This window comes from Streptomyces ardesiacus (assembly GCF_003112575.1).
In the GTDB taxonomy this organism is placed as follows: domain Bacteria; phylum Actinomycetota; class Actinomycetes; order Streptomycetales; family Streptomycetaceae; genus Streptomyces; species Streptomyces ardesiacus.
Genome location: NZ_BEWC01000012.1, coordinates 12660 through 35665, shown reverse-complemented (window position 1 = coordinate 35665; position 23006 = coordinate 12660). Strand labels below are relative to the sequence as shown.

Sequence of the window (23006 nt, the reverse complement as noted above, 5' to 3'; positions counted from 1 at the left end):
GCTGCACTATGTTACCCGTCCGAAGGCCGTACTCAATGCCTGTTCAGCAGATCAGCGACAGGTTTCTCGAGGTCAGGGTCGTGATCCTCGCGGTGCCGGGCGTACCACTCGTCCAGGTCCTCGGTGTCGGCGGCGGACTCGCCGGCCTCCTCCTCGCCGAGGGCGCTCCATTCGGCGACGTCGGCGGCGAACTCCTCCGCGACCGTGCCCGGGTCAGCTCGGTTCAGGGCCTGGGCGATCTCCGCCCAGTCCGTACCCGCCAGGGCCTCGGCGAGGACGATGGTGTCGACGTACGCGTTGGCCATCTGCCGCATGCGGCGGGCCCGCTTGATGCGTTCGGCGGGGCTGGTGGTCTCGGCTGCGGTGCCGACCGCCTGACGGGCGAGGTCGGAAAGGTCGCGGGCGGCACGGGCGGCGGTGATCCGGGCCAGGATCTCCGGTCTCATGGTGGGTCCGATCATGGAGGCGGCGGGCACCCTGGGGAGGGGCCCGCCGCGTTGGTACGGGTGGGGGCAGGATGCCCTACGGGTGGGTTGTGGTCATCACGTCCTCGACCGTGAAGTTCTCGGGCAGGATCTGGCCCGACTCGTTGGCCGCGTACGTCTTGAGCAGACGCCGGCGGACCTTGCGGCCGTTCTGCGCGGTCTGGCCCATCGCCCGGCCGATCGCCGAGCCGGTCAGGTCCCCGGTGTTGAAGCGGTCCGCGTCACGGGCCTGGATGGCGTCCTTGATCATGTCGTAGACCTCCGCCTCGGTGAGCACGGTCGACGTCGGCGCGGGCGTGGGCGTCGGGGCAGACGGCTGCGCGGCCGGAGCGGGGACAGGGGCCGGGACCGCGGCGGGCGCGGGCGCCGGGCTGGGGGCCGGAACGGTCGCGGTCACCCGGCGGGGCGCCGCCTGCGCGGCCGGGCTCGGTGCGAGCTGCTTCGGGGCCGGTGACGCGGGGGCGGGCAGAGCGGCGAACGGACCGGCGTCGAGGCCGGCCGCGGCCAGACCCGCGGGGGCAGTCTCGGCGAGCGGGATGCCGTTGCGGACCAGGCGCAGGGGAAGAAGCGACTCGACGGGAGCCTTCCGGCGCCACGCCCGGCCGTACTTCCCGCGGAGCTTGGCCTGGTACACCAGCCGCTCCTGCTCCAGCTTGAGCACGGTGTCGTAGGACTCCAGCTCCCACAGCTTCATGCGGCGCCACAGCAGGAACGTGGGCCACGGGGCGAGCAGCCAACGGGACCAGCGGACCTTGTCCAGGCGGCGGCGCCGGCCGGTCGCCGCGCCGATGCGGACGGCGTAGATGTGCGCGGCGATCTCGGAGACGCCGACCCACAGCAGGGAGATCGCGCCGTGCGCGACCTTGGACCACAGCGAGTTGCCTGCGGCCACGTTCAGGGCGCAGGTGATCAGGCTCAGCGCCCAGGGCACGAACCGCACCCACGCCAGGGCCATGTCCATACGGATCAGGTAGAGGTTCGCCGCGGTGAAGACGGGGATCGCCGAGTCGATGGCCACGGGGAGGACCCACGGGTCATCGAACCCCCACGTCTCCGCCTTGAGGGAGACGCCGTCGAAGGAGGCGTAGAAGCCCAGTGCACCAACAGCGACGCCGAGCAGTGAAGTGACGACGGCGCCGAAGCGCTCCCAGCGGGTGAACGGTGGCACTCCGGACTCGGTGAGCGGCTTGGACGCCTTGGTCCGGTTGCCCCTGCGGGCACGGAAAAACGGCAGCTTCGGCAAGACACCATCCCTTCGTTCGGGTCGCCCCGGTCGGCGTATGCTCATGGCCTTCCGGGTCGACCAAACGATATAGCGTCTTCCGCTCGCGTGCCCTGACCTGGTTCACTGCACGTCAGCTTCGGCCCGTAATGGGCGGATTCAGGGGGACGTCACCAGTCGAGAGGCCGCGCGGGCTTCCGCCGGTCCGGGCCCTGGATCTTGACCAGGTGGGCGGACGCCTCGAGCCGGGACAACAGCCGCTCTCCGAGGATGTCGACGATGCCCATGCCGGGGTGCTCCGGCGTACGACGGCTGCGCAGGTTCGTCGTGAACGCCGTGGCGCGGCCGGCCGCCAGCCGGGAGTCGATGAGGTCGATGGTCTCCTTGCGGGCGAACTCCGTGGCGGTCATGTCCATCTCGCCGCACAGCTCGTCGAGGACGAGCAGATCGCAGGTGACGAACCGCTCCCGCACCTGGTGCGCGGTCAGGTTGTGCGGCGCAGAGTCCGGGCGGCGCCACGTCAGGTACGTGCTGTGCTTCACGAACCGCACGACCAGGCCCTGCTCCGCGGCCTCGTTGCCCAGGGCGCACACCGCGGCGGTCTTCCCGCTCCCGATGTTGCCGGGCACGATCAGGTTCAGGATCTCCGGCCGGGCCCCGCGCTTCTTCGCCTCGACCAGGGACCCCATCCAGTTCCGCAGGGTGTTGGGTTTCTGGCTGGGGTCCAGGTGCTCGAACCGGAAGTGCAGGTACTCGTCGTGCGCTGCGTCCCTCATGCTGCCCATCCACAGGTTTCGTCGGGCGCGGGCCTGCGGCACCGCCACGTCTGTCCACAGTCCGTCTTCCGGCTCCGGCTGCGCGGGCACGCCGAGCTTGGACATGTCCGCGCCGCCCCGCTCCAGTACGGCCAGCAGGTGCTCGCTGAGCGCGCCGAGGGGGTTCAGGCCGCGGGCCGGGGCGGCAACCGCCGGGGCGTCCGTGGTGAGAGACATCAGGGTCACGCTCCTTACGGTCGTTCGATGACGCCGAAGGTGGCGTCGTCCGCGTCGTCGTCGGCGGTTGGTGTGGTCGGGGCCGACGGGTCGTCGCTCGGGCTGGTGCTCCAGGTCGCGGCGTCGCTGTACGGGATGCGGCCCGTGCGCTGCTGCGGGGTGATGTGGTTGGTGACCACGCCCAAGGCGTCCTGCCACTGCTGCGCGGCGGGGAAGTGTCGCCGGGCGTGCTGGAGGGCCTTCGCGCACTCCTGCTGGCTGTAGCCCGCGACCAGCGCACGCCGGACCATCTTGCGGACGGCGATGAACCCGCCCTTCTGCCCGACGTACTTGCCCAGGTGGGTCTCGGCGTGCGCCCACCACCAGGTGGCGACCTTGTTCGCCGCGTCGTCGAGTTCCTTCTCCTGCGCGGCCTTCTCCGCGGCCGCGGCCGCCTTCTCCTCGTCGGTCTTCTTCGGCGCCGTGGTCGTCTTGGCGGGCGCAGGCCGCTTCTCGGCCGGGGTGGGCTCCGGCGCGGGGGCGGCCGGCGTTTCCGGCTCCTCCTCGGCGGCCTGCCCCTGCTCCTGGTCCTCGTCGCCGGCCTCGTCGGTGTCGAACCCGTCGGTGCCCAAAGTGCCGTCCGGGTACTTCACACGGAAGGTGCCGTCTTCCTGCTGCACCACGGGGATGTCGAGCTTCTTGCCGAACGTGACGTAGTCGTCGGCCCACTGCTCGACGGGGTGGTCGGAGATGGCCGTGCCCATGGCGGTCTTGCCGTCGCGGAGGCGGCGCCGCTCGAGGCGGTAGTACCCGAAGGAGGCAAGCCGGTGGAGGGACTTGCGGATGGCGTCGCGTCCTTCGCGGCCCTCGCCCTGGCAGAGCTGTTCGGAGCGGACTGCCCAGTCCTCGCTCTGGTCCAGGAGATAGGTCAGCAGGCCGAGGTCTGCGTATTTGAGGCGGGTGTCGCGTACGGTCGCCGACTCGATGATGACGAACGGGGTGCGCCGCTTGATGCGGACTCCGTCCGCGGAGGTCCGGCGGCTCATGCGGCAGTCACCCACATGCCCTCGTCGTCGGTCAGCCGGATGTACGTGTGCCACGTCTTGCGGCCGGTGTCGCCGGTCTCGTACCGCCGGTCGCGCTCGACCATGCCGGCGTCGCAGAGTTCGGCGAGCGGCAGGCGGATCTGGTGCGGGGTCAGTCCACACATGGCGGCGACGGGCGGGATGGACACCCAGCCGTCGGTGCACAGGACCAGAAGGCAGTAGAGCCGAAACGCGCGGTCGGAAATGCCACTGGCAAGTGCCGGTTGCAGCACGGTCGTGGGAGTGCTCATCGGAAGTCCTTGGAAGCGGGGCCCGGCCGCCGTGGGCCGGGCCCGGTGCGGTCAGTGCTGAGCGTCGTCCTTGGCGGGGGCGGGCCGAGGTCCGGCCATCAGCTCCGGCGTCTCCTGGAGGAGGTGATCGAGGGTTCCCGCCTGGTAGTGGCGCGTCAGCCGCTTCTTGCCGACGTCCTTCTGCTCCCACGTGAACGTCACGGCGCCCGTGGGACCGCCGCCCTTCTCGTACTTGAGGCCCGGCACCACGTTGCCGTTCCGGGTGTCGACGATCAGGCCCGTGTCCTCGTCGTACTCGGCGTACTTGAGCAGGGCCTCTTCCCACTTGGGGTTGCGGCGGATGATGACCTCGAGGCCGCCGTGGTCCTCGGCGTACTCGGTGAGGGCCGCTTCGTTGTCGGGGTCCACGACGACCTTGGGCTGCGCCGTGTTGACCTTGTAGCGGCCGATCAGGTCGTCCCCGATGCGGACGACGTGCTCGGACTGCCCCGTCTCGTACGCCTTGAGCAGGGGGACCTTCATCCCGTCGATGCGCGGCTTGATCTGCTTCTTCACCAGCACCTCGTCGAGGAGACGGGCGAGGGCACCGACCAAGCCAATGTCGGAGAGGGACGGTCCGGCCGACTGCTCGTCCTGAGCTTCCTCAGCGGCGGCGGCGTCGTTCGCCATGCGGTGTTCCTTCCTTTCCCCGGACGCCACGGCCCAGGGTTTGGGACTCATCCCGGGCGGGGCGTCTCGGGGGCGTCGTACTCCAATACGACAACCGCCGGAATTTGTTACACCTAGGCCCGGGTAGCTGGGTCGCTCTCCCAACCGCGTCGAATAGTACAGCAATGAGACCGCCGTGTGTAGAAGGCGACGTTAGGCGCGTGTCTCCCTACGTTCCCTCGCGGTTCTGCCTCTTCCGGCGACGTCACCGGGGGCCGGTAGAACCCCGGCGCTGCCCCATCCGGAACGAGGGCAGCACCGGCCCGACGACGGGCGGGGACCGGCCATGACGGCATGTCCCGCTTGCGAGGCGGGGCGCCGCGGTTGAAGTCCGCGGGCTCGCAGTCCCCGCCCGTCGCCGGACACCGACGCATGGGAGAGGACCACACCCGCCGTGACCGAGACGATCGCCAGGCCGCCGCGCTACATCGCCTACGTGCCACTCACCGACCTCACGCCGGCACCGCGGAACCCGAAGCGGCATGAGCTGGAACTCCTCATCGACGCGATCCGCATGCATGGCCTGGTCGAGGTCCCCGTCGCCGACGAGCGCACCCAATGCGTCCTCCACGGCCACGGCCGCCGCGAGGCCCTGCTCGAGATGCAGAACCGGGGGATGCGCCTGCCCGGCGGCGTGGTCCTGGACGAGGATGGCGGATGGCTCGTCCCCGTCCTGCGCGGCTGGGCCTCCCGCTCCGACGCCGAAGCCGAGGCCCTGGCCATCAAGCTCAACCGGCTCCCGGGCGAAGGCGGCTGGGACCCCCGCGAGTTCGCCGCGGTCCTCGAGGACCTGGCGACCGGCGACGCAGAGCTGTTCGACTCCCTCGCCATCCCGCATGAGGAGATCGACAAGATCCTCGGCCAGGTCGACCCCGAGACCCTGCCCGGGGGCATCCGCGAGGACGAGCCGGCCACCCTCCACCTGCCCGACGACGGCGACCGCGGGGACGGCCTCAGCCCCGACGATGACGGCCGCGCCGCGCACACCACCTGCCCCGCCTGCGGCCACCTGTTCAACACCGGCCGCTGAACCGCCGCTGAGGTCACCCCATGTCCACCCGCCGCAAGGACCGCCGGCCGCCCAAGCCACCCGGCCGCCCGCGCCTCCTCTCCGAAGAGGTCGAGGCGCGCCTCGTCGCGGCCTCACGCACCGGCGTCGCCGTCGAGCTGGCCGCGGAGATGGCCGGGATCTCCCGGACCACCTTCCTGCGCTGGATGGCCCGCGGCCGCGCCGAGGTTGAGGCCCGCGAGGACGGCGAACCGCCCGAAGAGGAAGAGGCCCAGTACGCGGCCCTGTACGAGAAGGTGCGCACCGCCCGCGCTACCGCGGCCGCCCGCGCCATGGCGAACATTCGCAGGGTCGCGGACGGTGGGATCGTCACGAAGGTGACCACCCGGAAGTTCCGCGACAGCGTGACCGGGGACATCGTCGAGGAGACGGTCGAGGACCGCACCTCCCCGGACTGGCGCGCGGACGCGTGGTACCTCGAGCGGCAGCACCGCGAGCACTACGGCAAGGACGCCGTGGTGGCCGTCGAGATCACCGGTCTCGGCGGACCGGCCGAGGGCGGCGAGGACGAGCAGAACGTCGACCTGTCGGCGCTCGCCGAACGCCTGAACAAGAGCCTGTTCTCCGTCGAGTACCCGCCCGAGCTGGAGGACGGCAGCGTCGTCGACGCCGAGGTCGTTGAGTGACTGTCAGACCGCTGGGCTAGGGTCCGCCCGCATGGGAATCGCTGACACATCCATCGCCGCTGCGGCCGCCGCCCTCAGCGGGGTTGCCGCCTTCGCCTCCTGGCGGTCCTCGCGGGAGGCTAACGCGACCGCTGCCTCCGTCGCCCAGATCGAACGGGACCGGTGGCACAACGCGCTGACCCCACAGCTACGGATGCGTCAGCAGCCCGAAGGCCTCGACGTGCACTACGAGGGCCCCGCGTCGCTGGGGCGCCTGCAGATCCAGTTGCAGGTACGTGACGACCGCGACCGCTCGAATGACCCCGTGCTGGCGGGCAGCGTCACCCGGGAGATGCGGGCCGAAGTGATCTGGGGCCCGAGACGCTTCCGGCCCGGCATCGACGGAGCGGACGGGCAGGGCCGCACGGTGGCCCCGTTCTTCCTGGAGCCCAGCGACCTGACCCGCCTGGCTACCGACCCATCCGTACGGCCGTCCTGGTACGAGGGAGTCGACGGAGAGCAGCGTTGGCGGCAGCAGTACCGAGACGGGCGCATGCGGCTGTGGGCCACCTGCACCGCCGAGGGCCACAAGCCGTGGCGCCTCAGCTTCGTGGTGCCGGGCGGGGGCCACTGGGGGCGGACAGGCCCCATCGCGCAGGTGTGACGGCCACGGCGCGACGCTAACCACCCGCGTGCTCCACGGTGCCCCTCCCTGATCACCAGCGGAGGGCACCACCCATGACAGACATCAACATCATTTCCCGCGCCACCTGGGGCGCGAAGCCGTGGAACGGCAACCCGGACCACGTCGCCCTGAGCCAGCGACGAGAGTTCTTCGTCCACTACGACGGCGGTCACGCCATCACCCGTACCGGCTACGCGATCATGCGCGCGATCGAGGCGGAGCACCTGGGTAACGGCTGGGCCGGCGTGGGCTACAACTTCGTCGTCGACCAGGCCGGGAACGTGTACGAGGGCCGCGGCTGGGACCGGCAGGGCGCCCACTGCCCCAACCACAACATCTCCGGTATCGGCGTCCAGATCGCCATCGGCGGCGACCAGAAGCCCAGCGCCGCGGCGCTCGCAGCGTGCCGCGCCCTGTACGAGGAGGCGTGCCGGAAGACCGGCCGGACCCTGTCCAAGAAGGGCCACAAGGACGGCTTCGCCACCGCGTGCCCCGGCAAGCATCTGTACGCCTGGGTGCAGGCGGGCATGCCGGCCGGGGACTACAAGCCCGCCCCGAACCCGGGCGGCTCGCTGCCCAGCTCCGGCGCCGAGGTGGCCCGCTACAAGGTCACCATCGGCGGCCTGGAGTACGGCTACGGGGCGTACGGCGACCACGTGACCCGGGTCGGCCAGTTCCTCGTGAAGAAGGGGTTCGGCAAGCACTACACCAGCGGTCCCGGGCCCCGCTGGACGGATGCCGACACCCTCAACTACGCCGAGTACCAGCGGTCCCTCGGCTACACCGGCAAGGCCGCGGACGGCATCCCGGGCGAGGACTCCCTCAAGAAGCTGCTCGGCACCCTCCCGGGCAAGGCCAAGCCGAAGCCCCCGTTCCCGGGCCGGGACAAGTTCGGCCCCGGCAAGTCCAACGGCCACATCACCACCCTCGGACAGCAGCTCGTCCGCAAGGGCTACGGCAAGCACTACACGCAGGGGCCGGGTCCCAAGTGGTCGGATGCGGACCGGAAGAACGTGCGCGACTTCCAGCTCGCGCACAAGGAGCTGTCCGGGGACGCGGACGGCCTGCCCGGCCCGCTGACGTGGAAGCTCCTGTTCTCCTGATCGCACGGCCGGCCCCTTGCGCGGGGGCCGGCCCTCACCCTGAAAGGCCCTCCGTGGCAGGCGAGACCGTCATCACCGTCATCGGCAACCTGGTCGACGACCCCGAACTCCGCTTCACCCCCTCCGGCGCCGCGGTCGCGAAGTTCCGCGTCGCCTCGACCCCCCGCACCTTCGACCGGCAGACCAACGAGTGGAAGGACGGCGAGAGCCTGTTCCTGACCTGCGCCGTGTGGCGGCAGGCCGCCGAGAACGCCGCCGAGTCCCTGCAGCGCGGCATGCGCATCATCGTTCAGGGCCGCCTCAAGCAGCGCTCCTACGAGGACCGCGAGGGGGTCAAGCGCACCGTGTACGAGCTGGACGTCGACGAGGTCGGCGCGAGCCTGCGCAACGCCACGGCGAAGGTCACCAAGACCGGCGGGGCGCAGCGCCCGTCCGCGGTTCAGCAGGGCCGCCCCGTCGCTGACGACGCGTGGGCCACGGAGCCACCGTTCTGACCGTCACCCCGCACGGAACGGGCCCCGGACTTGTGTCCGGGGCCCGCACGCGTTCAGACGCCGACGGTCCAGGCGGAGTCGAGGACGAGGAGGTCGTCGCCGCTGTCGTCCTGACCCGGGATGGGGCCCACGGACGCGGCCGTCTCCTCCGCCGGGGGGTCCGCCGGGGCGGGCGTCTCCTCGGCCGGCGGCGCGGGCAGCTCCTCGCCCGGCGGGGTAGACGGTTCCTCGGCCGGAGGCGCGGGAGTCTCCTCGGCAGGCTCGCCGGGCCCTGTGATCGGTGGTTCCGCCGGGGCGGTCGGTTCGGCAGGTGGCGTGCTCGGCTGGGCCGGAGGCGTCTCGGTCGCCGGCGTGGTGGGCGGCTTCGTCGCCGGCGGTTTGGTTTCTGCGGGTGGCGCCGTCTGCTCCTGCTTGTCAGTAGACGCCTCCGCCGGGGGCGTGGTGTTCGTGGGCGGGGGCTGGGGCGTAGGGGAAGCGGGCTCCGTGCCAGGGTCCCCGGTGGGAACGCTGGTGACCGGCTTGGACGGCTCCGTGCTTGGCTCCAGATCCGTCTTCCCGCCCGTGCTCGGCCTCGGCTCGATGCCCGCGGCGATGGCCACTATGTCGTCGCCCTCGGGCATGCCGGTACCAGCCGGAGTCGGCGCTACCTGGTCCAGTCCCAGCACAAGACGGGCCGCCAGGATGGCCGGGGTGTCCGAGGGCACCGGCGTCGGTGACTGCGCCATGAGCTGATGCACCGCGCCCTGGTCCAGTCCCAGGGTGCCGAGGGTGAGCGCGGCCAGCCGAGGCGGCAGCGGATCTGCCCCGCCCATCGGCGTGGCCCCGCTCCGGGCTGATTCGGCGATGAGGGCGCCGTAGTCCTTGATCCGGACCGGATCAGTGCCCCAGAGCGCGTACCGGCCGTGCATCTCCAGGTTCGGGTAGAGGTCCTGGGTGCCTTCCTGCCGCGCCCACGTCTTGGCGTAGTCGGCGTCGTAGAAGATCCGCAGGCCGATGCGCTCGCTGCCGTAGGAGAAGGTGAACACGGTCGAGTCGGGGCCGGTTGCGGCCTTGGTCGACATCACCTTGCCGTCGGCGTCGGTGCACTCCGCCTCGAGGGGGCTTATGGGGTCGCAGTCGATGCTGCTGGCACCGGCGAAGTGCGTGAATCTCGGCTCGGTGAAGGGCGCCTTGTCCGCGTCCGCGGCGTCCGGAGATGCGTCAGGCGTGGAGGCAGCGGCCTGTTTGTCGGGGGACGTGTCGGCGACGTTGGTGTACCGGCCCACGGCCCAGCTTGCGACCAGGGCGGGCAGGAGGGCAGCGACGAGGACGGCACGACGGCGCCGCTTGTGGCGCTCCGGCTCGAGGTGGCCCTCGTTCACCGGCGGGGCAGCCGGCCGCTCGATGCTCGGTACGGGCGGGAGGTCCAGCCCCATCAGCTTGTCGAAGTCCGGGAATTCGGGGCACTGCTCCCGAACCATCGACTCAGCGGCCTCCAGCGTGATGTGCGGGAGGACGTTGCGCACGTGCTGCACGGCGCTGCCGAACGTCTGCGGCCGCAGGAACAGTGTGTAGGTGCCCTGGTGCTCGATGAACGAGCTGTCGAGGGGGAAGTCGCCGACCTCGATCTCGATGCGGTCAATGGGCGGGGTGCTGCTCAACTCTGCCGGTCCTTCGACTTCCGCGCGAGTATGTCGGCGTACATCTGCGTGGCCTCGTCGAGGCGGTCGGGCGTGATGTGCTCCAGGTCGGACACGACCATGCGGCCGCCACCTGGCAACGCGACTTCCTCGCGGTGAAGCTCGGTCTCCTCCAGGCCGTCGTCGGTGCCGGCGTTCTCGCGCGTCTTGAGCGGATTCAAGGTCCGCTCAAAAGCGAGCATCATCGCGTCCTCGGTGGCCTGAATCCGGGCGGGGTCTCGGGTGTACCCGGGGGCCAGTGCGCCCGCGGCCGCCAGGAGGCGGCGGGTCTCGGCGTCGTGCGGGATGGGGCCGCCGTCCAGGGCGCGCTCCAGGCGCTCAGATCCATTAGCGCGTCGCAACATGCTGCGCCCTTTCCCGTGTCTCCACCCGAACACCGACAACATTCCCTCTGCCCGCTGCGATCGTCAGCAGCTCCTCGACCGTCTCGGCCGAAGTGTCTCCTGGCAGGACTTGGGCCAGCCTGCGCAGTGAGCGGAAGGTCAGGGTACGCACGGCAGCAGTCGTCTTCCCCATGATCTGCGCAGTATCCGTTGGAGAGCAGCCGTCGAAGAACCTCAGCCGGAGGCAGCGCCGCTGTTCCGGCTTGAGCTTGTCCATGTGGTCCGCGATCTGCTGCGCAAGAAGGCGGCGTTCCGCGTACTGGTGCGGCGTGAGACCCGGCCGTGGCCGGTCAAGGGCGAGGTGGTCGGCCTGCAGGACCTCGGTGGGCCGCCGCTGGATGGTGCGGAGGTGGTCGACGACCGTGTTTCGGGTGATGGTCATCAGCCAGGCGATGAGGTTCGTCCCAGGACGGTAGCGCCCCAGATTTTGCGCCACTTTGATCCAGACCTCTTGGGCCAGGTCCTCGGCGGTGTGCGGGTTGGGCACGGACTGTCGGACCCACCCGTGAACGGTCGAGTTCATGCGGCGGTAGAAGGTGCGCATGGCGTCGTGGTCGCCTGCGGCCGCGAGCGTGACGAGCTGGTCAAGCGTCTGCGTGCTGTCGGTCACGGCGTGGTGTCCCCCCTGTGCCGGTGAGCGCGCCCCGACGTGCGTACGGACGTGCCAGCAAAAAGGAGGATCGTCTTCCGCTGTGGCGCGAAAGCAGCATAACCGGCCACCTATGGCCAGTCACTGACTGGTTGAGAGTTGTTCCACTCTTATCGCTGTACTGTAAAGTCGCCGTCCTGCAGACCTTCCCGGGAGAGCAACCCTGGCGGGTCCTGACGTCCCGATCGAAGGAGCAGCCGTGCCCATCACGCTCACCCCGGACTCCGCTCCTGTCACCGGCGTCGACCGGCTCGACGCGGTCCTCATGGAGATCCCGTTCGGCGACTGGATTCCGATGACGGAGGCCGCCCAGCGGCTGCGCGCCGCGGGCATCCCCGGCGACCTGCTGACCGCGACGGTACGCAAGGGCCGGCGCCGTGGTGTGCTGCGTACGGAGCGGGCGGCCGAGGGCGCCCGGGTCATGCGGGTCTGGAGCGAGCCCCGCCGGCCCTCAGCCCCCACTCCCTGATCTTCTTGATAACGGGCCAGGGCGCCCCTCCCTCCTTGCCAGCCGCGCCGCGAGGCGCGAGAGCTGCGCACGCGAAAAGCATCTAGGAAGAGGGGGCGCCCTGGCCCGTTATCAGGAACTCCTGGTGAACGGAGTAGCGTGCGTTTCCACGCCGTCCCGTTGTGGGTAGGAGCCACGTCGTGTCCGACTCGTTCGCCGCGAAGAACGCGCCCCTCATCGACGTCATCCGGGCGGCCCGCGACGAGGGCGACGAGAGATCTGCGGGCCTCGCCCTGCAGGAGCTGCTGGCCGCCTACGACCGGCTCGGCAACCGCGAGGCCGGCACCGTCGACGAGCAGAACGCCTACATCGTGGCCCGGCGCCTGGGCTCCCTGCCCGAGGCCCTGGTCGACCTCGGCGTGCAGGAGGAAGACCTCCCGATGCCCTCGCGCGGCCGCCCCGCCCCTCCCCCCTCCACGACAACCCCGGCCACGGTCCACGGGGACGTCGCCGAACGCTTCGCCCACATCGGCGGACGCGACGAGGACGACTCCCCGCCGGGCCGGTTCGTCGTCCACTACCGGCCCGAGGACAACAAGCGGTACAAGGGCCGCTTGTGCCCGTGGGCGATCGTCGACCGCGACGACGGCAAGCCCGTCGCCTGGTACTACGACCAGGACTTCGCCGACCTCACCGCCGACTCCGCCAACAACCTGCGCGCGACCGGTTGACCGCCCGCCCCGGGCAGTTCCGGGGCGGGCGGTCCCGTTCACGCTGTCGGCCCGACGCACTCGAAGCACGCCGTTCCGGCGATGAACCGGGCCCCGTGCTCCTCGCACAGCTCGAACTCCACCTCGTCAGGGCGCACCTCGCACGCTTCGCACGACGTGTTCGGCTGCACGTACTTCGTGCACACCGGGCACTGGGGCCAGCCCGCACACTTCACGCACAGGTCCGTCCCGGTCGGCGTGACGATCGGGTCCCGGCACTCCGAGCAGTCCGCGAACCGGGTGCGGCGCAGCACCATGTCGTGCACGTCCTCGCCGGCCGCCATGGGGTCCGGCTGCCACACGCTCGCCCGCTTGGCCTCCTCGTACCGGTCCCAGTAGCCGTCTGCCGACTCCGGGCTCCGCGGGGCGGGCATGGCCATGTGGCGTGGCAGGGGCGTCATCAGCAGGTCCGACAGCCGCTTGGCCAGCACCGCCGACACGGACCGGGTCTCGGCGGGCAGCGGCCGCAGCAACGCGGAGAGGATCAGGTCTCGGGGCCAGTCGGCCAGGAGCAAGCCGTCGACGGTCCGGCCCTGGTCGGCGAGGACCTTGCCGGTCAGCAGCAGCTCCGGCCGCTGCTTGCCGACTGCGAGGAGCAGGTCGACGCCGGGTGTCCTCTCGACGGTCCGCGCCCGCTCCTTTTGGGTACGGACATCGAGAGCTGAGCCGTCCGTCCCTCCGTCCTCGGTAGCGGAAGCTGACCCGCTGGAACCTACGGAGGGAAGGGGCTGGTCAGTGGTGCGGGTAGTAGGGGTGGGTTGGGTGACTTCAAGTCGCCCCCCCTCGGACTTGAAGTCACCCCTCTCGGGACTTGTAGTCACCCCCTGACTTGTAGTCGCCCCCTGATCAGGGTTTTCCACACGGGTGACTTCAAGTCGCCCCCCTTCCGAGGGGGCGTTTTCCACAGGGGTGACTTCTAGTCGCCCCCCCGGTTCGCCCTCCGGAGCCGCGTCCTTGGCGGCCTTCTTCGGCTTCGGCCTGCCCTTGTCCGCACGGGTCTTCTTCGGCGGGGCCGGGGCGATCGGGGGGCGGTCGGTGCGGGTGAGGGGCGACCGGCCGAGGCGCATGCGGAAGGCGTTGGTGCGCTCGATGTCCCGGAACCAGTCGTACGGGACCAGGAGGTCGTACACCGTGGGCCGACGGTGCTCGGGGATGTACTGGGCGGCGCGCTGGTCGCCCTCGGCGATGAGCTTCCGCTCCTCCATCGCGGCCAGGGCGCGCTGCACGGTGCGCGTGCTGATCTTGGCGTAGGCCGCCATCGTCTTGACGGAGGGGAAAGCGTTGCAGCCGTCTTCGTCGGCAGCTTCGGCGAGGCACACCAGCGTGCCCCATTCGTTGATGTCCGCCGTGGGCGCGTCCTTCATTGCCCACAGGATCGGGTCGAGACTCACAATCGCTCTCTCTGGCGGTAAAGGTTCAGAGAGGCTGGAAACTGCGCAAAGGGCGATATCACGACTGGGCGCGGAAGCTGATGCCCCGCGCCGTGCAGCCTGTATGCTCGGTGCTAAGCAGTCCCCCGCCTCCTGGGCTAGGTCGGGTGGGGAAGACGGGGCGTTAACCGGGCCAGGTTGACGCCCCTTCTGCATGTCTGCCGCTACTTTCGGTGGCGGCGGTCACACCTTACACCTGCGTCATCCGAACGGTAGGATGGTTGTCATGACGACACCCCGAACGCCCGCGAGGAAGAAGGTCAGCATCACGCTGCCCCACGACCTTGAGGCCAGGGCGCAGCTCGCGGCCGGTGACAACTTCTCCGCCTACATGGAGCAGGCCCTTGAGGAGAAGCTGATCAACGACGCGATGTTGGAGTACGCGCGGCTGCGTGCCATGGACCCGGTAGACGACCTGTATGAGGCGGCAGAGGCGGACGCCGCGTGATCGAAATCCAGCGGGGATCGGTGTGGCGCATCCCCACCGTGGGCCGTGAGCGCACTGTCCTGGTCATCGAGAACAATGCCGTGATCCGGTTGCACCCGGGCGGCATCGTGTGCGCTCTGGTTCAGGAAGCCGAGGACGCGAGAGACACGCTCGTCACCGTCCCGATCAAGCGCCCGGTGGCCGGCGTCGTCATGGCCCCCGACATCTCGGGCTTCCGTCCGGAGCGCTTCGAACAGGGCAAGCTTGAGGGGTATCTCTCCAGCGAGGACATGGAGCGCGTCGACCGCGCCGTCCGGGCCGTCCTGGACCTGTAGAGCTTCTGCCACGCTCGCCCCCCGCCGGGCTCCGGCCGGGGGCGTTGTCATGCCGCGACCGCGGCCCAGGTGACCCGGCCGCCCATGTCGCCGGCGTACTGCCCAACCTCATCGGCGACACGGTGCACCAGGTACAGCCCCGGCTCCTCCTCCGGCGCGGGCAGCGTGCGGCTCATGTCCCCCACTGACACCGTGACGTGCGCGCCGTCGTACGCGACCCGGCCCACCAGGTCGACACTCGCCCTATGGCGGGCGGTGACGTCTACCAGCTCCGTAAGAACCGCCTGAGCCGCTGCACACACATCGTCGGCGTTCGGCGCGCCACTCAGGAAACGGGGCAGCGTCATCGCCACCATCGCGCCGGCCCGCTCCATCGCCGCAATGGGTGCAACGTCGGGGCCTATCGAGAAGGTGAGTGAACTCTCCGCGCTACCGAGGAAGGCGGGGGCAGGGGCCTCCATGCCCTGGACGGCGGTCGTGCGCGGAGGCCAGTTTTGCGGTGCGGCGTCGGAGATCGTCACGGTCATCCCATCCCGTCGACTACTTCGTACGAATACTAGTTCGAATGTTTGTAGATCGCGAAGGTCTTCGTCTTGACATTGCGCCTGATTAGTCACTCTCTGTGATGGTTGCGCGGTTCGCCGGATGAGTCGATTCCGCACTGGCTGGATCTTGCAACGATGCACAACCGGATGTCAACGATCGTTCCGTCTGAGCGGAACGATCGTTTGATGTACGAGGCCTCGGCCGCGTACTGTGCGGCCAACAACCGAACACAACTGCAGGAGTTATCGGTGGAGCAGTCACTGGCCGAGACTCTGCGGCGCCTGAAAGCGCATAGCGGAGAAAAAGATCTCAACAGCCGCCAACTCGCGACCGAAACAGCGATGCCCGAGGACGTGGTGGAAGCCCTGCTCAGGGGCGAGGACCCCGCAGCGTCCACCGTCGAGGACCGCGTCTGCGGCCGTATCGCAGCACTGCGCGGCGCCCACTTGGCCAGCACGGGAAAGAGGCCGAGCGACCTCGTTTCCGAGGTGCACACTGCCCTCGGTATCTCGAAGGAGTGGGCACGCCGGCTCCTCAACGGCCAGAAGATGCCCAACGTTCCGCTGCTTCATGGCCTCGCTGACTTCTTCAAGGTCGAGGGCGGAGAAGCCTTCTTCACTGCCCCGCCGGCGGACGCTCTCAACCGAGTGCTCCAGAACAGACTTGCGAAGTACGAGACTCCAGCCACTGACCCGGTTCAGGCACTCATGCAGAAGTACGGCGTCGTCGCCACCGACTTGCGCCACCACGGCACGCTGACCGCCGAGCAGCTCGAGACGCTGCTCGCGGGCGTCATCAAGTCGGTCATGCCGACTGAGGGAGAGACGCCCTCATGAGCAGCCGCAGCATGAAGCGCCTCCTGTCCGCCCTCGGCAAGGAAGCGGGCAAAACCCTCCGGCGGCCAGCGGACCCCAAGGCCGTCATGCACGAGTTCTGCAGGGCCATGACCGCCCGCACCGGCCGCCCCATCCAACTCGCTTTCCGCGTCTTCCCCGTGGACATCGCCGTATCCGGCGTGCGACTCGACCTGGGAGACAGGTCCGTCATCGCCGTCGAGGAGCGCATAGCCCCCGAGGCGCAGCTCGTCATTCTCGGACACGAGCTGTGGCACGAGGAGAACGGCGACTGCGGACACCACGTCGCCGGCGTGCCCACCGCCGCCCGCGGGCTCACCCAAGAGCCTTCCGCATCCGTGCAGCGGGCCGTGGAACAGATCCTCACCGAGGAAGAGATCCCCCGGGACGCCCTGCTGGCCGTGGCAGCACGCGCCGAATCGATCGAGACCCACGAAGTGGACGCGGAGACGTTCGGCCTGCTGTTTGGCCGGGAGGTGCGCACCTGGATGACTGGCCGACACGCTCAGCACCCGCCCACCGCCGCAACCGTCGAGGGCCGCCTGAACCTGTCCCTCCTCCCCCGCGGCGGACGCATCCTGTGAGTCCCAACTTCCACATCCCGTACATCCTGCCGACCTCGCTCCTGGCCATCGCGCTGGTCTTCAAGTTCCCCACTCTCGTGAGGGCCTGGCGCGACCCGGATGTGCGCGCAACGACGATTCTCCTCGCCTGCGCCACGGCCGTACTCGTCGTCATCACACCGATCAACATCCACCGACTCAACGTGTGGACCGGCGTACCGAACATCGCGGCGCCCTGGGCGTACTCGTTCCTCACCGCGTTCTGCGCCACCGGCCTCACCATGATCATGCGGTGGAGGGAACCGCCCTCCGAGCGGCGGCGCCGCCGCATGATCGCCATCTACTGGATCTACGCCGGAATCATCGTCGCGCTCTGGGGGACGTTCCTCCTCGCCGACGTTCCCGAACCGCGTATCTACGACCTCGACACCTACTACGCCAGCACTCTGTGGATGCGAGAGCACACCCTGCTCTACCTGATCGCACACATGGTGTCGTCCCTGATCGCGGCCTACATGCTCTGGAAGTGGTTCCCCGAGGTCACGCACCGGTGGCTCAAAGCCGGGGTCATCTTCCTCCAGGTCGGCTACGCATCCGGCCTGGTCTTCGACATCACCAAGCTGATCGCCGTCGCCGCCCGCTGGACCGGCAGTGATCTCGACTGGCTCAGCACCAAGGCCGCACCGCCCTTCGCGCTCCTCGAAGCCGTCCTCGTCGCCCTGGGCTTCATCGTCCCCCAGGCCGGACCCTTCCTTCAGAAGTGGGGCAGGGACCAAGCCGAGTACGTGCGACTGCGCGCCCTGTGGCGCACCGTCAAGGTTGTCGGCCCTGCGGCCGCCACCGCCCGCATCGGGCTCCTGGGCCCCGTAGACCTGCGCCTGATGCAGCGGGAACAGCGCATCCACGATGCCCTGCGGCTCCTCGCCCCCTACTTCAACCCTGCAGCCCACCAGGCCGCCTACACGGCGGCCCAAGCCGACCATGACGGTCCGACCGCCCGCGGCATCGCCGGAGCCATCGCCATCCAGGACGCCACCGCGGCGTACGAGAAGAAGGCGATCCACGACACGAGTGACCAGCCTCCGCAGATCGGCCCCGACGTCACCGAACACCTCAACGCCATCGCACGAGCCCTGTACCGACCGCGCACCCTCGACCGCATCCGCGGCCAGGTGACCAGCACAGAGAGCGCGACCACACATGCCTGACATAGCCACCCCTCGACGGCCCACCGCCGTCGTCATCGGCGCCAGTGCCGCCGGCCTGTTCGCAGCCGCCGCCCTCGCCGACTACGCCGACGTCACCATCGTGGAACGCGACGTGCTCCCCGGCGGGCCCGAACCGCGCCGCGGCGTACCTCAGGCCCGGCACGCTCACCTCGTATGGAGCGGTGGCGTACTCGCCTTCGAGGACCTGCTACCCGGCGTCATCGACGACGTCGTCGCCAAGGGCGGCCGCCTGGTCGACATCATGCGCGACATGGTGTCCCGCGCCCCCAACGAAGTCTGGTTCAGGCGGTTCACCAACGGCTATCACCGCAACCTCGTCTGCTCGCGCGACCTGCTCGACTCCGTCCTGCGGGCCCACGTCCTCGCCCTGCACAGCGTCACCGTCCGCCAGGACACCACCGTCCTCGGCCTCGAAGGCACCGCAAGCCGCGTCACCGGCGTCCGAGTCCGTACCGACGATGACGAATCCACCCTGTCCGCCGACCTCATCGTCGACGCCTCCGGCCGCGGCTCCCACGCTCCCCGCTGGCTCACCGCCCTCGGCCTCCCCGTGGTCACCGAACGCGAGGTCAACGCCGGCGTCGCCTACGCCACCCGCATCTACCGGGCGCCCGGCACCACGGCGAACACCCGCTTCCCCCTCATCAACGTCCAGGCGAACCCGGAGAAGGCCCCCGGCCAGGGCGGCATCATCCTGCCTGTGGAGGACAACCGCTGGATCGTCACGCTCTCCGGCACACGCGGCGGTGAACCGACCGCCGACCCCGAGGCCTTCCGGGCCTTCGCACTCGGCCTCGGCGACCCCATCATCGGGGAGCTGCTTGAGCATGCCGACCCGCTCAGTGACATCGCCACCACCCGCAGCACGGCCAACCGCCGCCGCTACTACGAGAAGCTGCCCGCCTGGCCCGACGGGTTCCTCGTCCTCGGCGACGCCATTGCCGGCTACAACCCGGTGTACGGGCACGGACTCACCGTCGCAGCCCAGTGCGCCCTCGCCGTGCGTGAAGGAATCCGTCGGCACAGGATCACCGAGCCCGGCACCGCGCGCGCCCTCCAGCGCGCTGCGGCCAAGCCGGTCGCCGCCGCCTGGGACCTGGCCGTCGGCCAAGACGCCTTCTACCCCGGCGCATCGGACACGCCGCCCACAGCAGCGGAACGTTTCCTCGCCCGCTTCGTCGACCGGGCCGTCGAGACTGGTGCCAGCAACCCGCGCGCCCTCGCCGCCCTCCTGGACGTCATGAGCCTGGAGAAGCCCGCCACCCGCCTGTTCTCCCCCGACATGCTCCGCCCGATGCTGATCGGCCCCCGAAAGCCCCCGCTCGACGGGCCTCCCATCACGGATGCTGAGCGTCGCGCCGCGAGCACCTGAGCAAGATCAAACTTGCCCAATTGTGCAAGAGCCCCGGGCCCCGTACGAGTGACGTGCGGGGCCCTACCACGCGCCCCGCCCAGTACCGATAAGGGCTCGCTGCCAGAAACGCGGCGGCGGTCTGACTATCGTCCCTCCCATGACAGAAACCACCGCGGCGCCCACGATCGGCGCCCAAGCCGCCGGCGGCACCCCACCGCCCAAGAAGGAGACGGAGCAGGAGCGGCAGGACCGTATCCGCGCGGTCCTCGAGCAGCACCGTCGCGAACAGTGCCGCGTTCTCGCGATGTGCAACCAGAAGGGTGGCGTCGGCAAGACGACGACGACCATCCAACTGGCCGGTACCCTCGCCGAGTACGGCCGCCGCGTCCTGGTCCTGGACGGCGACCCGCAGCGCAACGCGACCACCGGCTTCAGGGTCCGCCCGCCCGGCCCCAACGATCTGACGCAGGCGAAGGTCGTCCTCGACGCCCTGGACCCGCTGCCGCTGATCCGCGAGACGAACGTGCCCGGCATCTACGTTCTCCCGGCCAGTATCGACATGTCCGGCCTGTCGACCGCCCTGCGCGACACCGGTACCGGCCTACGCCTCTACCGGATCATGGTCGACAAGCTGCGGCCGTTCTTCGACGACATCCTGTTCGACCAGCGTCCCGCCCTGGACATGGACACCGACTCGCAACTGGTCGCGTGCGACGGCGCCATCATCATGACGGACGTCGACGAGTGGTCCATGGAAGGGCTCAAGATGCAGCTCGCCCAGCAGAGCCGGGCCATGAGGCGCGCCGAACGCGACGACTTTGACGTCATCGGCCTGATCATCGGCCGCGTGCAAAAGCCCATGGGCAAGTTCGACGCCGAGGTCTACAAGCTGCTGCAGAGTCACCCCCGGGTGCGCTGCCTCGGCGAGATCCCCGTCCGCGCGGCGGACCTCAAGGAAGCCCGGAACAAGGGACTGCCCGTGACCCACTACAAGAAGACGGCCCGCACCGACACCGCGGAGTTCTTCCGCGGCATCGCCGTGAACGCAGGGCTGGTGAAGGCGGCATGAGCGAGTCGGAGTACGACCTCTCGTGGGGCGACGAGGACGAGCCGGACACGGCCGCAGACACCCTCACCGTCGTCGACACCATCCGGGACGAGAAGCAGCAGCAGAACCAGGCCAAGCTCATCGCTGAACGCGTCGAGGCCGCAGTCGAAGAGGTCCGGCCCGGCCTGGACAAAATCCCCGACCCGGTCGAGCCCGCCGGGGAGGGCGCGCTCACCCCCGAGGAGGAGGAACGACTCCGGCAGTGCAAGGACGGCATCGACCTCCACGATCTCGCATGGGTCATGGCGGCTAAGGCACTCGACACGATGGCCGTCGGCCGGCTGTTCCGCACCACGCCCCACAAGCTCGAGCCGGAGCGCTGCTACGACACGATCGAGGAATGGGCCGAGGTCGAGAAGGGCATCAGCGTCTCTAAGTGCAACCAGTGGCGCGCTGCCTGGCCGATCGGTGAAGTCCTCATGGCGCGTGGCTACGAGACGAACCCGGGCCAGATCCGGGAACTCGTGCCCGTGAAGAACGCCTACAGCCTCAACGCCGCGGTGGCCGTGTACGTCCTGGTCGCCAACGTGGAAGGGCCCGACAAGGTGACGGCCGCCCGCCTGCGCGAGACGGTCAAGCTCATGCCCGGCGACCTCAAGCTCGAGGACGACGAGGACCCGGAAGCCCTCGCCACGACGATCAAGGGCGTGCTCCTCGGGGAGCTGCCGCCGTCCGGCGTCCCCGCGATCCCGCCGGCCGTGAAGCGCGCCGTCGACACCCGCGCCATCGCCCTGGCCAACGAACTGGACCGCGGCCGCATCCCGCGCGCTCAGGTACAGCTCCACCTCCTGCAGGCGTTCGCCGACGAGAAGGACCCCACGGTCTTCAACGCGGTCCTCGAGCGCATGAAGGCCGAGGAGAAGGCACAGAAGAAGCGGCGCAAGTAGCCGCGGAACGCACGGAGCCCCGGCCAAAGGTGGTGGCCGGGGCCTCGTACGTTCTGACCTCCCCCGCAGGATAGGGCAGGCCGCTCACAGACCGACAGGGCGACAGCTCTGGAGCCGCGCCGAGTGCCTACCGGACGGTGTCGTCCCGCAGCGCCTCGAACCGCGCCTCCGCTGCCAACAGGAGATCCGTGGACTGCGGGTAGCGGTCGTAGACGCCCTGGATCTCCCGTGGGTCGCCTCGGCGGCCTCCTTCGCCGCGCGCTCCTTCGCCTCCCGGGCCAGACGCCGCTTCTCCGCGGCCGCCTCGCGCCGCTTGGCCCGCTTCGCCTCGGCGGCCTTCGCCTCCGCGCGCCGCGCGTCCTCGTCGGCCCGCCGCTGCGCCTGCTCCTGCTCCCAGACGAAGTAGGACTTGTGGTCCTCGCACCGGCCCGTGTGCTGGATCTCCCGGCGTCCCTCGCCCTCACGGACGACGACCACGCGGGCCGCGCCGGGGGCGACGGACACCCCGCACCGGGCGCAGTACGTACCGGGCTCCGCCGGCTGGGACGGGCACTCCCCGCGGTGCTCGACCTGAGCAGCCTCCCCACGGCCGACGAGGACGCCCTGGCCCTTGGGCAGGACGGCCGCGCACCACCGGCACGGGCCCGGCTTGAAGTTCGGGCGGCCGGGGCCCGGGTCGACGACGGCCAGCGGGAGATCTCCCGCCGCGGGGTGCGCGGCCAGGTGCTTGCGGAGCTGCCCGAGCCCGGCCGCGCCGAACGCTCCCTTCGCCCTCTTGAAGTGCCGCGCCCACAACGGCTTCAGCGCGCCGTTGCCCTGGACCAGGTGCAGCGACACCGCGGCGTCCATGAGCGGGTAGCGCTTGCCGGTGCGGTACGCCTCGCCCCACCCGGTGACGTGCTGGTCGACGATCAGGACCAGGGCGCCGGCCGCGGTCTCGACGACCGCCCCGTGTCCCACCTCCGGCCCGATCACCGCGGCGTCGCCCTCGGCCCGGTCGTCCAGGCCCGTCAGGACCCGCCTCCACGAACGGTGCACGTCCGCGCCCTCCGGCACGGGCGGAACCGACACCCGCACCGTCGTCTCGTTCTCCACCACAGCGACCCTCCCCGGTCTGCTCGGTACATGCTGCCGGGCGGCACTGACACCGCCCGGCCGGTTTCGTGGACTGCCGCTCAGAAGAGACCGAACTGCCCGGCGGCCTCGTGCTCCGCCGTCGCCTCCTGCTGCCGCAACAGGCTCTTGAGCGGGGCCTGACGCGCATCGCGTTCCGCCGCGCGGGCCTGCAGCTCCGCGGACGTCGCCCACCGCACCATCACCTCGTGGTTGGCGACGCCGGGCGCCTCGGCGAGGACGGTGCACTTGATGTGCTGCTCCTCCAGGCGGCTGCTGACCTCGTTCAGGGTGCGGAGCCAGTTCGGCCCGTATGCGCCGGCCACGACGACGTACGTGCCATGCGCGTCGTACTGCTGGCGCAGGGCGAACCCGTCGACGTCGTGTCCGTCGGGGCCGGCGTGCTGCGCGTGTTCGGTGAGCCGGAGGTCGGTAAGCCCGCCGTCGACGAGGTGACGGCGGATCGTGTGGGATCGGGTGACGCGGGACATGGAGGGAAGTTCCTTCCTTCGGGACAGGGGGCCGGTGCTCTCCGGCCCCAGGTAGAGACAGG

General features: G+C 70.0%; 27 protein-coding genes and 1 pseudogene. 15 read left to right on the top strand and 13 right to left on the bottom strand.

Annotation, left to right across the window (positions count from 1 at the left end):
• Positions 1–32 precede the first annotated feature (32 nt).
• From Sdi02f_RS33400 to Sdi02f_RS33375, 6 genes are all read right to left on the bottom strand, one after another.
• Positions 33–446, bottom strand: a complete 414-nt coding sequence (locus Sdi02f_RS33400) for a hypothetical protein (protein WP_218030790.1) — start codon at positions 444–446, stop codon at positions 33–35.
• 76 nt (positions 447–522) lie between these two features.
• Positions 523–1728, bottom strand: a complete 1206-nt coding sequence (locus tag Sdi02f_RS33395) for a DUF2637 domain-containing protein (protein WP_245962266.1) — start codon at positions 1726–1728, stop codon at positions 523–525.
• Positions 1729–1877: 149 nt separating this feature from the next.
• On the bottom strand, positions 1878–2699 hold the full coding sequence (locus Sdi02f_RS33390) for an ATP-binding protein (RefSeq protein ID WP_108934614.1): 822 nt from the start codon (positions 2697–2699) through the stop codon (positions 1878–1880).
• Positions 2700–2713: 14 nt separating this feature from the next.
• Complete coding sequence (locus Sdi02f_RS33385; protein ID WP_108934613.1) at positions 2714–3724, bottom strand: hypothetical protein; 1011 nt, start codon at positions 3722–3724, stop codon at positions 2714–2716.
• On the bottom strand, positions 3721–4014 hold the full coding sequence (locus tag Sdi02f_RS33380) for a helix-turn-helix domain-containing protein (RefSeq protein WP_108934612.1): 294 nt from the start codon (positions 4012–4014) through the stop codon (positions 3721–3723). Before Sdi02f_RS33380 ends, Sdi02f_RS33385 begins: the two co-directional genes overlap by 4 nt.
• Positions 4015–4065: 51 nt before the next feature.
• Positions 4066–4683 (bottom strand): hypothetical protein, encoded by a 618-nt coding sequence (locus Sdi02f_RS33375; RefSeq protein ID WP_108934611.1) that lies wholly within the window; start codon positions 4681–4683, stop codon positions 4066–4068.
• 433 nt (positions 4684–5116) lie between these two features.
• On the opposite strand from Sdi02f_RS33375, the gene Sdi02f_RS33370 reads away from it, so the two are divergent.
• From Sdi02f_RS33370 to Sdi02f_RS33350, 5 genes and pseudogenes are all read left to right on the top strand, one after another.
• Positions 5117–5752, top strand: a complete 636-nt coding sequence (locus Sdi02f_RS33370; RefSeq protein ID WP_108934610.1) for a ParB N-terminal domain-containing protein — start codon at positions 5117–5119, stop codon at positions 5750–5752.
• A gap of 20 nt (positions 5753–5772) precedes the next feature.
• The gene (locus Sdi02f_RS33365; RefSeq protein WP_108934609.1) at positions 5773–6417 is read left to right on the top strand and encodes a hypothetical protein; all 645 of its coding nucleotides are present in this window, start codon (positions 5773–5775) and stop codon (positions 6415–6417) included.
• A 31-nt stretch (positions 6418–6448) separates the two neighbouring features.
• The gene (locus tag Sdi02f_RS33360; RefSeq protein WP_108934608.1) at positions 6449–7060 is read left to right on the top strand and encodes a hypothetical protein; all 612 of its coding nucleotides are present in this window, start codon (positions 6449–6451) and stop codon (positions 7058–7060) included.
• Between the two features lie 74 nt (positions 7061–7134).
• Positions 7135–8184, top strand: a complete 1050-nt coding sequence (locus Sdi02f_RS33355; protein ID WP_108934607.1) for a peptidoglycan-binding protein — start codon at positions 7135–7137, stop codon at positions 8182–8184.
• Between the two features lie 53 nt (positions 8185–8237).
• Positions 8238–8672, top strand: a pseudogene (locus Sdi02f_RS33350) (single-stranded DNA-binding protein); the annotation flags it as partial.
• A 59-nt stretch (positions 8673–8731) separates the two neighbouring features.
• On the opposite strand, the gene Sdi02f_RS33345 reads toward Sdi02f_RS33350, so the two are convergent.
• The 3 genes from Sdi02f_RS33345 to Sdi02f_RS33335 are packed head-to-tail and all read right to left on the bottom strand — an operon-like array spanning position 8732 to position 11350.
• Positions 8732–10318 carry a hypothetical protein gene (locus Sdi02f_RS33345; RefSeq protein WP_108934606.1) on the bottom strand — a complete coding sequence of 529 codons (1587 nt, stop codon included), beginning with the start codon at positions 10316–10318 and terminating at the stop codon, positions 8732–8734.
• Positions 10315–10701: a hypothetical protein gene (locus tag Sdi02f_RS33340; protein ID WP_108934605.1), complete on the bottom strand. Its 387-nt coding sequence runs from the start codon at positions 10699–10701 to the stop codon at positions 10315–10317. The genes Sdi02f_RS33345 and Sdi02f_RS33340 overlap by 4 nt, the downstream gene beginning before the upstream one ends.
• Entirely contained in the window at positions 10685–11350 is a 666-nt protein-coding gene (locus tag Sdi02f_RS33335; RefSeq protein ID WP_108934604.1) for an RNA polymerase sigma factor, read from the bottom strand. The genes Sdi02f_RS33340 and Sdi02f_RS33335 overlap by 17 nt, the downstream gene beginning before the upstream one ends.
• 238 nt (positions 11351–11588) lie before the next feature.
• Here Sdi02f_RS33335 and Sdi02f_RS33330 point away from each other — a divergent pair, with 238 nt between their 5' ends.
• Together Sdi02f_RS33330 and Sdi02f_RS33325 are read left to right on the top strand one after the other, a co-directional pair.
• Positions 11589–11858 carry a hypothetical protein gene (locus Sdi02f_RS33330; RefSeq protein WP_108934603.1) on the top strand — a complete coding sequence of 90 codons (270 nt, stop codon included), beginning with the start codon at positions 11589–11591 and terminating at the stop codon, positions 11856–11858.
• 179 nt (positions 11859–12037) lie between these two features.
• Complete coding sequence (locus Sdi02f_RS33325) at positions 12038–12568, top strand: hypothetical protein (protein WP_108934602.1); 531 nt, start codon at positions 12038–12040, stop codon at positions 12566–12568.
• 38 nt (positions 12569–12606) lie between these two features.
• Here the strand turns inward: Sdi02f_RS33325 and Sdi02f_RS33320 are convergent, their stop codons facing one another.
• The gene (locus tag Sdi02f_RS33320; protein WP_108934601.1) at positions 12607–13971 is read right to left on the bottom strand and encodes a helix-turn-helix domain-containing protein; all 1365 of its coding nucleotides are present in this window, start codon (positions 13969–13971) and stop codon (positions 12607–12609) included.
• 292 nt (positions 13972–14263) lie between these two features.
• Between Sdi02f_RS33320 and Sdi02f_RS33315 the strand changes: the two genes are divergently transcribed.
• Together Sdi02f_RS33315 and Sdi02f_RS33310 are read left to right on the top strand one after the other, a co-directional pair.
• On the top strand, positions 14264–14485 hold the full coding sequence (locus tag Sdi02f_RS33315; RefSeq protein ID WP_159107687.1) for a hypothetical protein: 222 nt from the start codon (positions 14264–14266) through the stop codon (positions 14483–14485).
• On the top strand, positions 14482–14799 hold the full coding sequence (locus tag Sdi02f_RS33310) for a type II toxin-antitoxin system PemK/MazF family toxin (RefSeq protein ID WP_108934599.1): 318 nt from the start codon (positions 14482–14484) through the stop codon (positions 14797–14799). The genes Sdi02f_RS33315 and Sdi02f_RS33310 overlap by 4 nt, the downstream gene beginning before the upstream one ends.
• Before the next feature lie 47 nt (positions 14800–14846).
• Here the strand turns inward: Sdi02f_RS33310 and Sdi02f_RS33305 are convergent, their stop codons facing one another.
• On the bottom strand, positions 14847–15326 hold the full coding sequence (locus Sdi02f_RS33305) for a hypothetical protein (protein WP_108934598.1): 480 nt from the start codon (positions 15324–15326) through the stop codon (positions 14847–14849).
• 204 nt (positions 15327–15530) lie between these two features.
• Here Sdi02f_RS33305 and Sdi02f_RS33300 point away from each other — a divergent pair, with 204 nt between their 5' ends.
• The 6 genes from Sdi02f_RS33300 (at position 15531) to Sdi02f_RS33275 (ending at position 21340) form a co-directional block, all read left to right on the top strand.
• Positions 15531–16181 carry a hypothetical protein gene (locus Sdi02f_RS33300; protein ID WP_108934597.1) on the top strand — a complete coding sequence of 217 codons (651 nt, stop codon included), beginning with the start codon at positions 15531–15533 and terminating at the stop codon, positions 16179–16181.
• Complete coding sequence (locus Sdi02f_RS33295; protein WP_108934596.1) at positions 16178–16783, top strand: toxin; 606 nt, start codon at positions 16178–16180, stop codon at positions 16781–16783. The genes Sdi02f_RS33300 and Sdi02f_RS33295 overlap by 4 nt, the downstream gene beginning before the upstream one ends.
• Positions 16780–17970 (top strand): MAB_1171c family putative transporter, encoded by a 1191-nt coding sequence (locus tag Sdi02f_RS33290; RefSeq protein WP_108934595.1) that lies wholly within the window; start codon positions 16780–16782, stop codon positions 17968–17970. Before Sdi02f_RS33295 ends, Sdi02f_RS33290 begins: the two co-directional genes overlap by 4 nt.
• Complete coding sequence (locus Sdi02f_RS33285) at positions 17963–19363, top strand: NAD(P)/FAD-dependent oxidoreductase (protein ID WP_108934594.1); 1401 nt, start codon at positions 17963–17965, stop codon at positions 19361–19363. Before Sdi02f_RS33290 ends, Sdi02f_RS33285 begins: the two co-directional genes overlap by 8 nt.
• A gap of 139 nt (positions 19364–19502) precedes the next feature.
• Positions 19503–20414 carry a ParA family protein gene (locus Sdi02f_RS33280; protein ID WP_108934593.1) on the top strand — a complete coding sequence of 304 codons (912 nt, stop codon included), beginning with the start codon at positions 19503–19505 and terminating at the stop codon, positions 20412–20414.
• The gene (locus Sdi02f_RS33275) at positions 20411–21340 is read left to right on the top strand and encodes a hypothetical protein (RefSeq protein ID WP_108934592.1); all 930 of its coding nucleotides are present in this window, start codon (positions 20411–20413) and stop codon (positions 21338–21340) included. The genes Sdi02f_RS33280 and Sdi02f_RS33275 overlap by 4 nt, the downstream gene beginning before the upstream one ends.
• Positions 21341–21424: 84 nt before the next feature.
• Here the strand turns inward: Sdi02f_RS33275 and Sdi02f_RS33270 are convergent, their stop codons facing one another.
• Together Sdi02f_RS33270 and Sdi02f_RS33265 are read right to left on the bottom strand one after the other, a co-directional pair.
• Positions 21425–22435, bottom strand: a complete 1011-nt coding sequence (locus Sdi02f_RS33270; protein ID WP_218030789.1) for a hypothetical protein — start codon at positions 22433–22435, stop codon at positions 21425–21427.
• A gap of 80 nt (positions 22436–22515) precedes the next feature.
• Positions 22516–22944: a hypothetical protein gene (locus Sdi02f_RS33265; RefSeq protein WP_108934590.1), complete on the bottom strand. Its 429-nt coding sequence runs from the start codon at positions 22942–22944 to the stop codon at positions 22516–22518.
• Between the last annotated feature and the right edge of the window lie 62 nt (positions 22945–23006).

Bases quoted from the DNA above. Each gene is read 5' to 3' on its own strand.
- Sdi02f_RS33400 (WP_218030790.1), bottom strand. From the start codon at position 446: ATGAGACCGGAGATCCTGGCCCGGATCACCGCCGCCCGTGCCGCCCGC.
- Sdi02f_RS33390 (WP_108934614.1), bottom strand. From the start codon at position 2,699: ATGTCTCTCACCACGGACGCCCCGGCGGTTGCCGCCCCGGCCCGCGGC.
- Sdi02f_RS33385 (WP_108934613.1), bottom strand. From the start codon at position 3,724: ATGAGCCGCCGGACCTCCGCGGACGGAGTCCGCATCAAGCGGCGCACC.
- Sdi02f_RS33380 (WP_108934612.1), bottom strand. From the start codon at position 4,014: ATGAGCACTCCCACGACCGTGCTGCAACCGGCACTTGCCAGTGGCATT.
- Sdi02f_RS33375 (WP_108934611.1), bottom strand. From the start codon at position 4,683: ATGGCGAACGACGCCGCCGCCGCTGAGGAAGCTCAGGACGAGCAGTCG.
- Sdi02f_RS33365 (WP_108934609.1), top strand. From the start codon at position 5,773: ATGTCCACCCGCCGCAAGGACCGCCGGCCGCCCAAGCCACCCGGCCGC.
- Sdi02f_RS33360 (WP_108934608.1), top strand. From the start codon at position 6,449: ATGGGAATCGCTGACACATCCATCGCCGCTGCGGCCGCCGCCCTCAGC.
- Sdi02f_RS33355 (WP_108934607.1), top strand. From the start codon at position 7,135: ATGACAGACATCAACATCATTTCCCGCGCCACCTGGGGCGCGAAGCCG.
- Sdi02f_RS33340 (WP_108934605.1), bottom strand. From the start codon at position 10,701: ATGTTGCGACGCGCTAATGGATCTGAGCGCCTGGAGCGCGCCCTGGAC.
- Sdi02f_RS33320 (WP_108934601.1), bottom strand. From the start codon at position 13,971: ATGAAGGACGCGCCCACGGCGGACATCAACGAATGGGGCACGCTGGTG.
- Sdi02f_RS33315 (WP_159107687.1), top strand. From the start codon at position 14,264: ATGACGACACCCCGAACGCCCGCGAGGAAGAAGGTCAGCATCACGCTG.
- Sdi02f_RS33305 (WP_108934598.1), bottom strand. From the start codon at position 15,326: ATGACCGTGACGATCTCCGACGCCGCACCGCAAAACTGGCCTCCGCGC.
- Sdi02f_RS33300 (WP_108934597.1), top strand. From the start codon at position 15,531: ATGTACGAGGCCTCGGCCGCGTACTGTGCGGCCAACAACCGAACACAA.
- Sdi02f_RS33295 (WP_108934596.1), top strand. From the start codon at position 16,178: ATGAGCAGCCGCAGCATGAAGCGCCTCCTGTCCGCCCTCGGCAAGGAA.
- Sdi02f_RS33285 (WP_108934594.1), top strand. From the start codon at position 17,963: ATGCCTGACATAGCCACCCCTCGACGGCCCACCGCCGTCGTCATCGGC.
- Sdi02f_RS33280 (WP_108934593.1), top strand. From the start codon at position 19,503: ATGACAGAAACCACCGCGGCGCCCACGATCGGCGCCCAAGCCGCCGGC.
- Sdi02f_RS33275 (WP_108934592.1), top strand. From the start codon at position 20,411: ATGAGCGAGTCGGAGTACGACCTCTCGTGGGGCGACGAGGACGAGCCG.
- Sdi02f_RS33265 (WP_108934590.1), bottom strand. From the start codon at position 22,944: ATGTCCCGCGTCACCCGATCCCACACGATCCGCCGTCACCTCGTCGAC.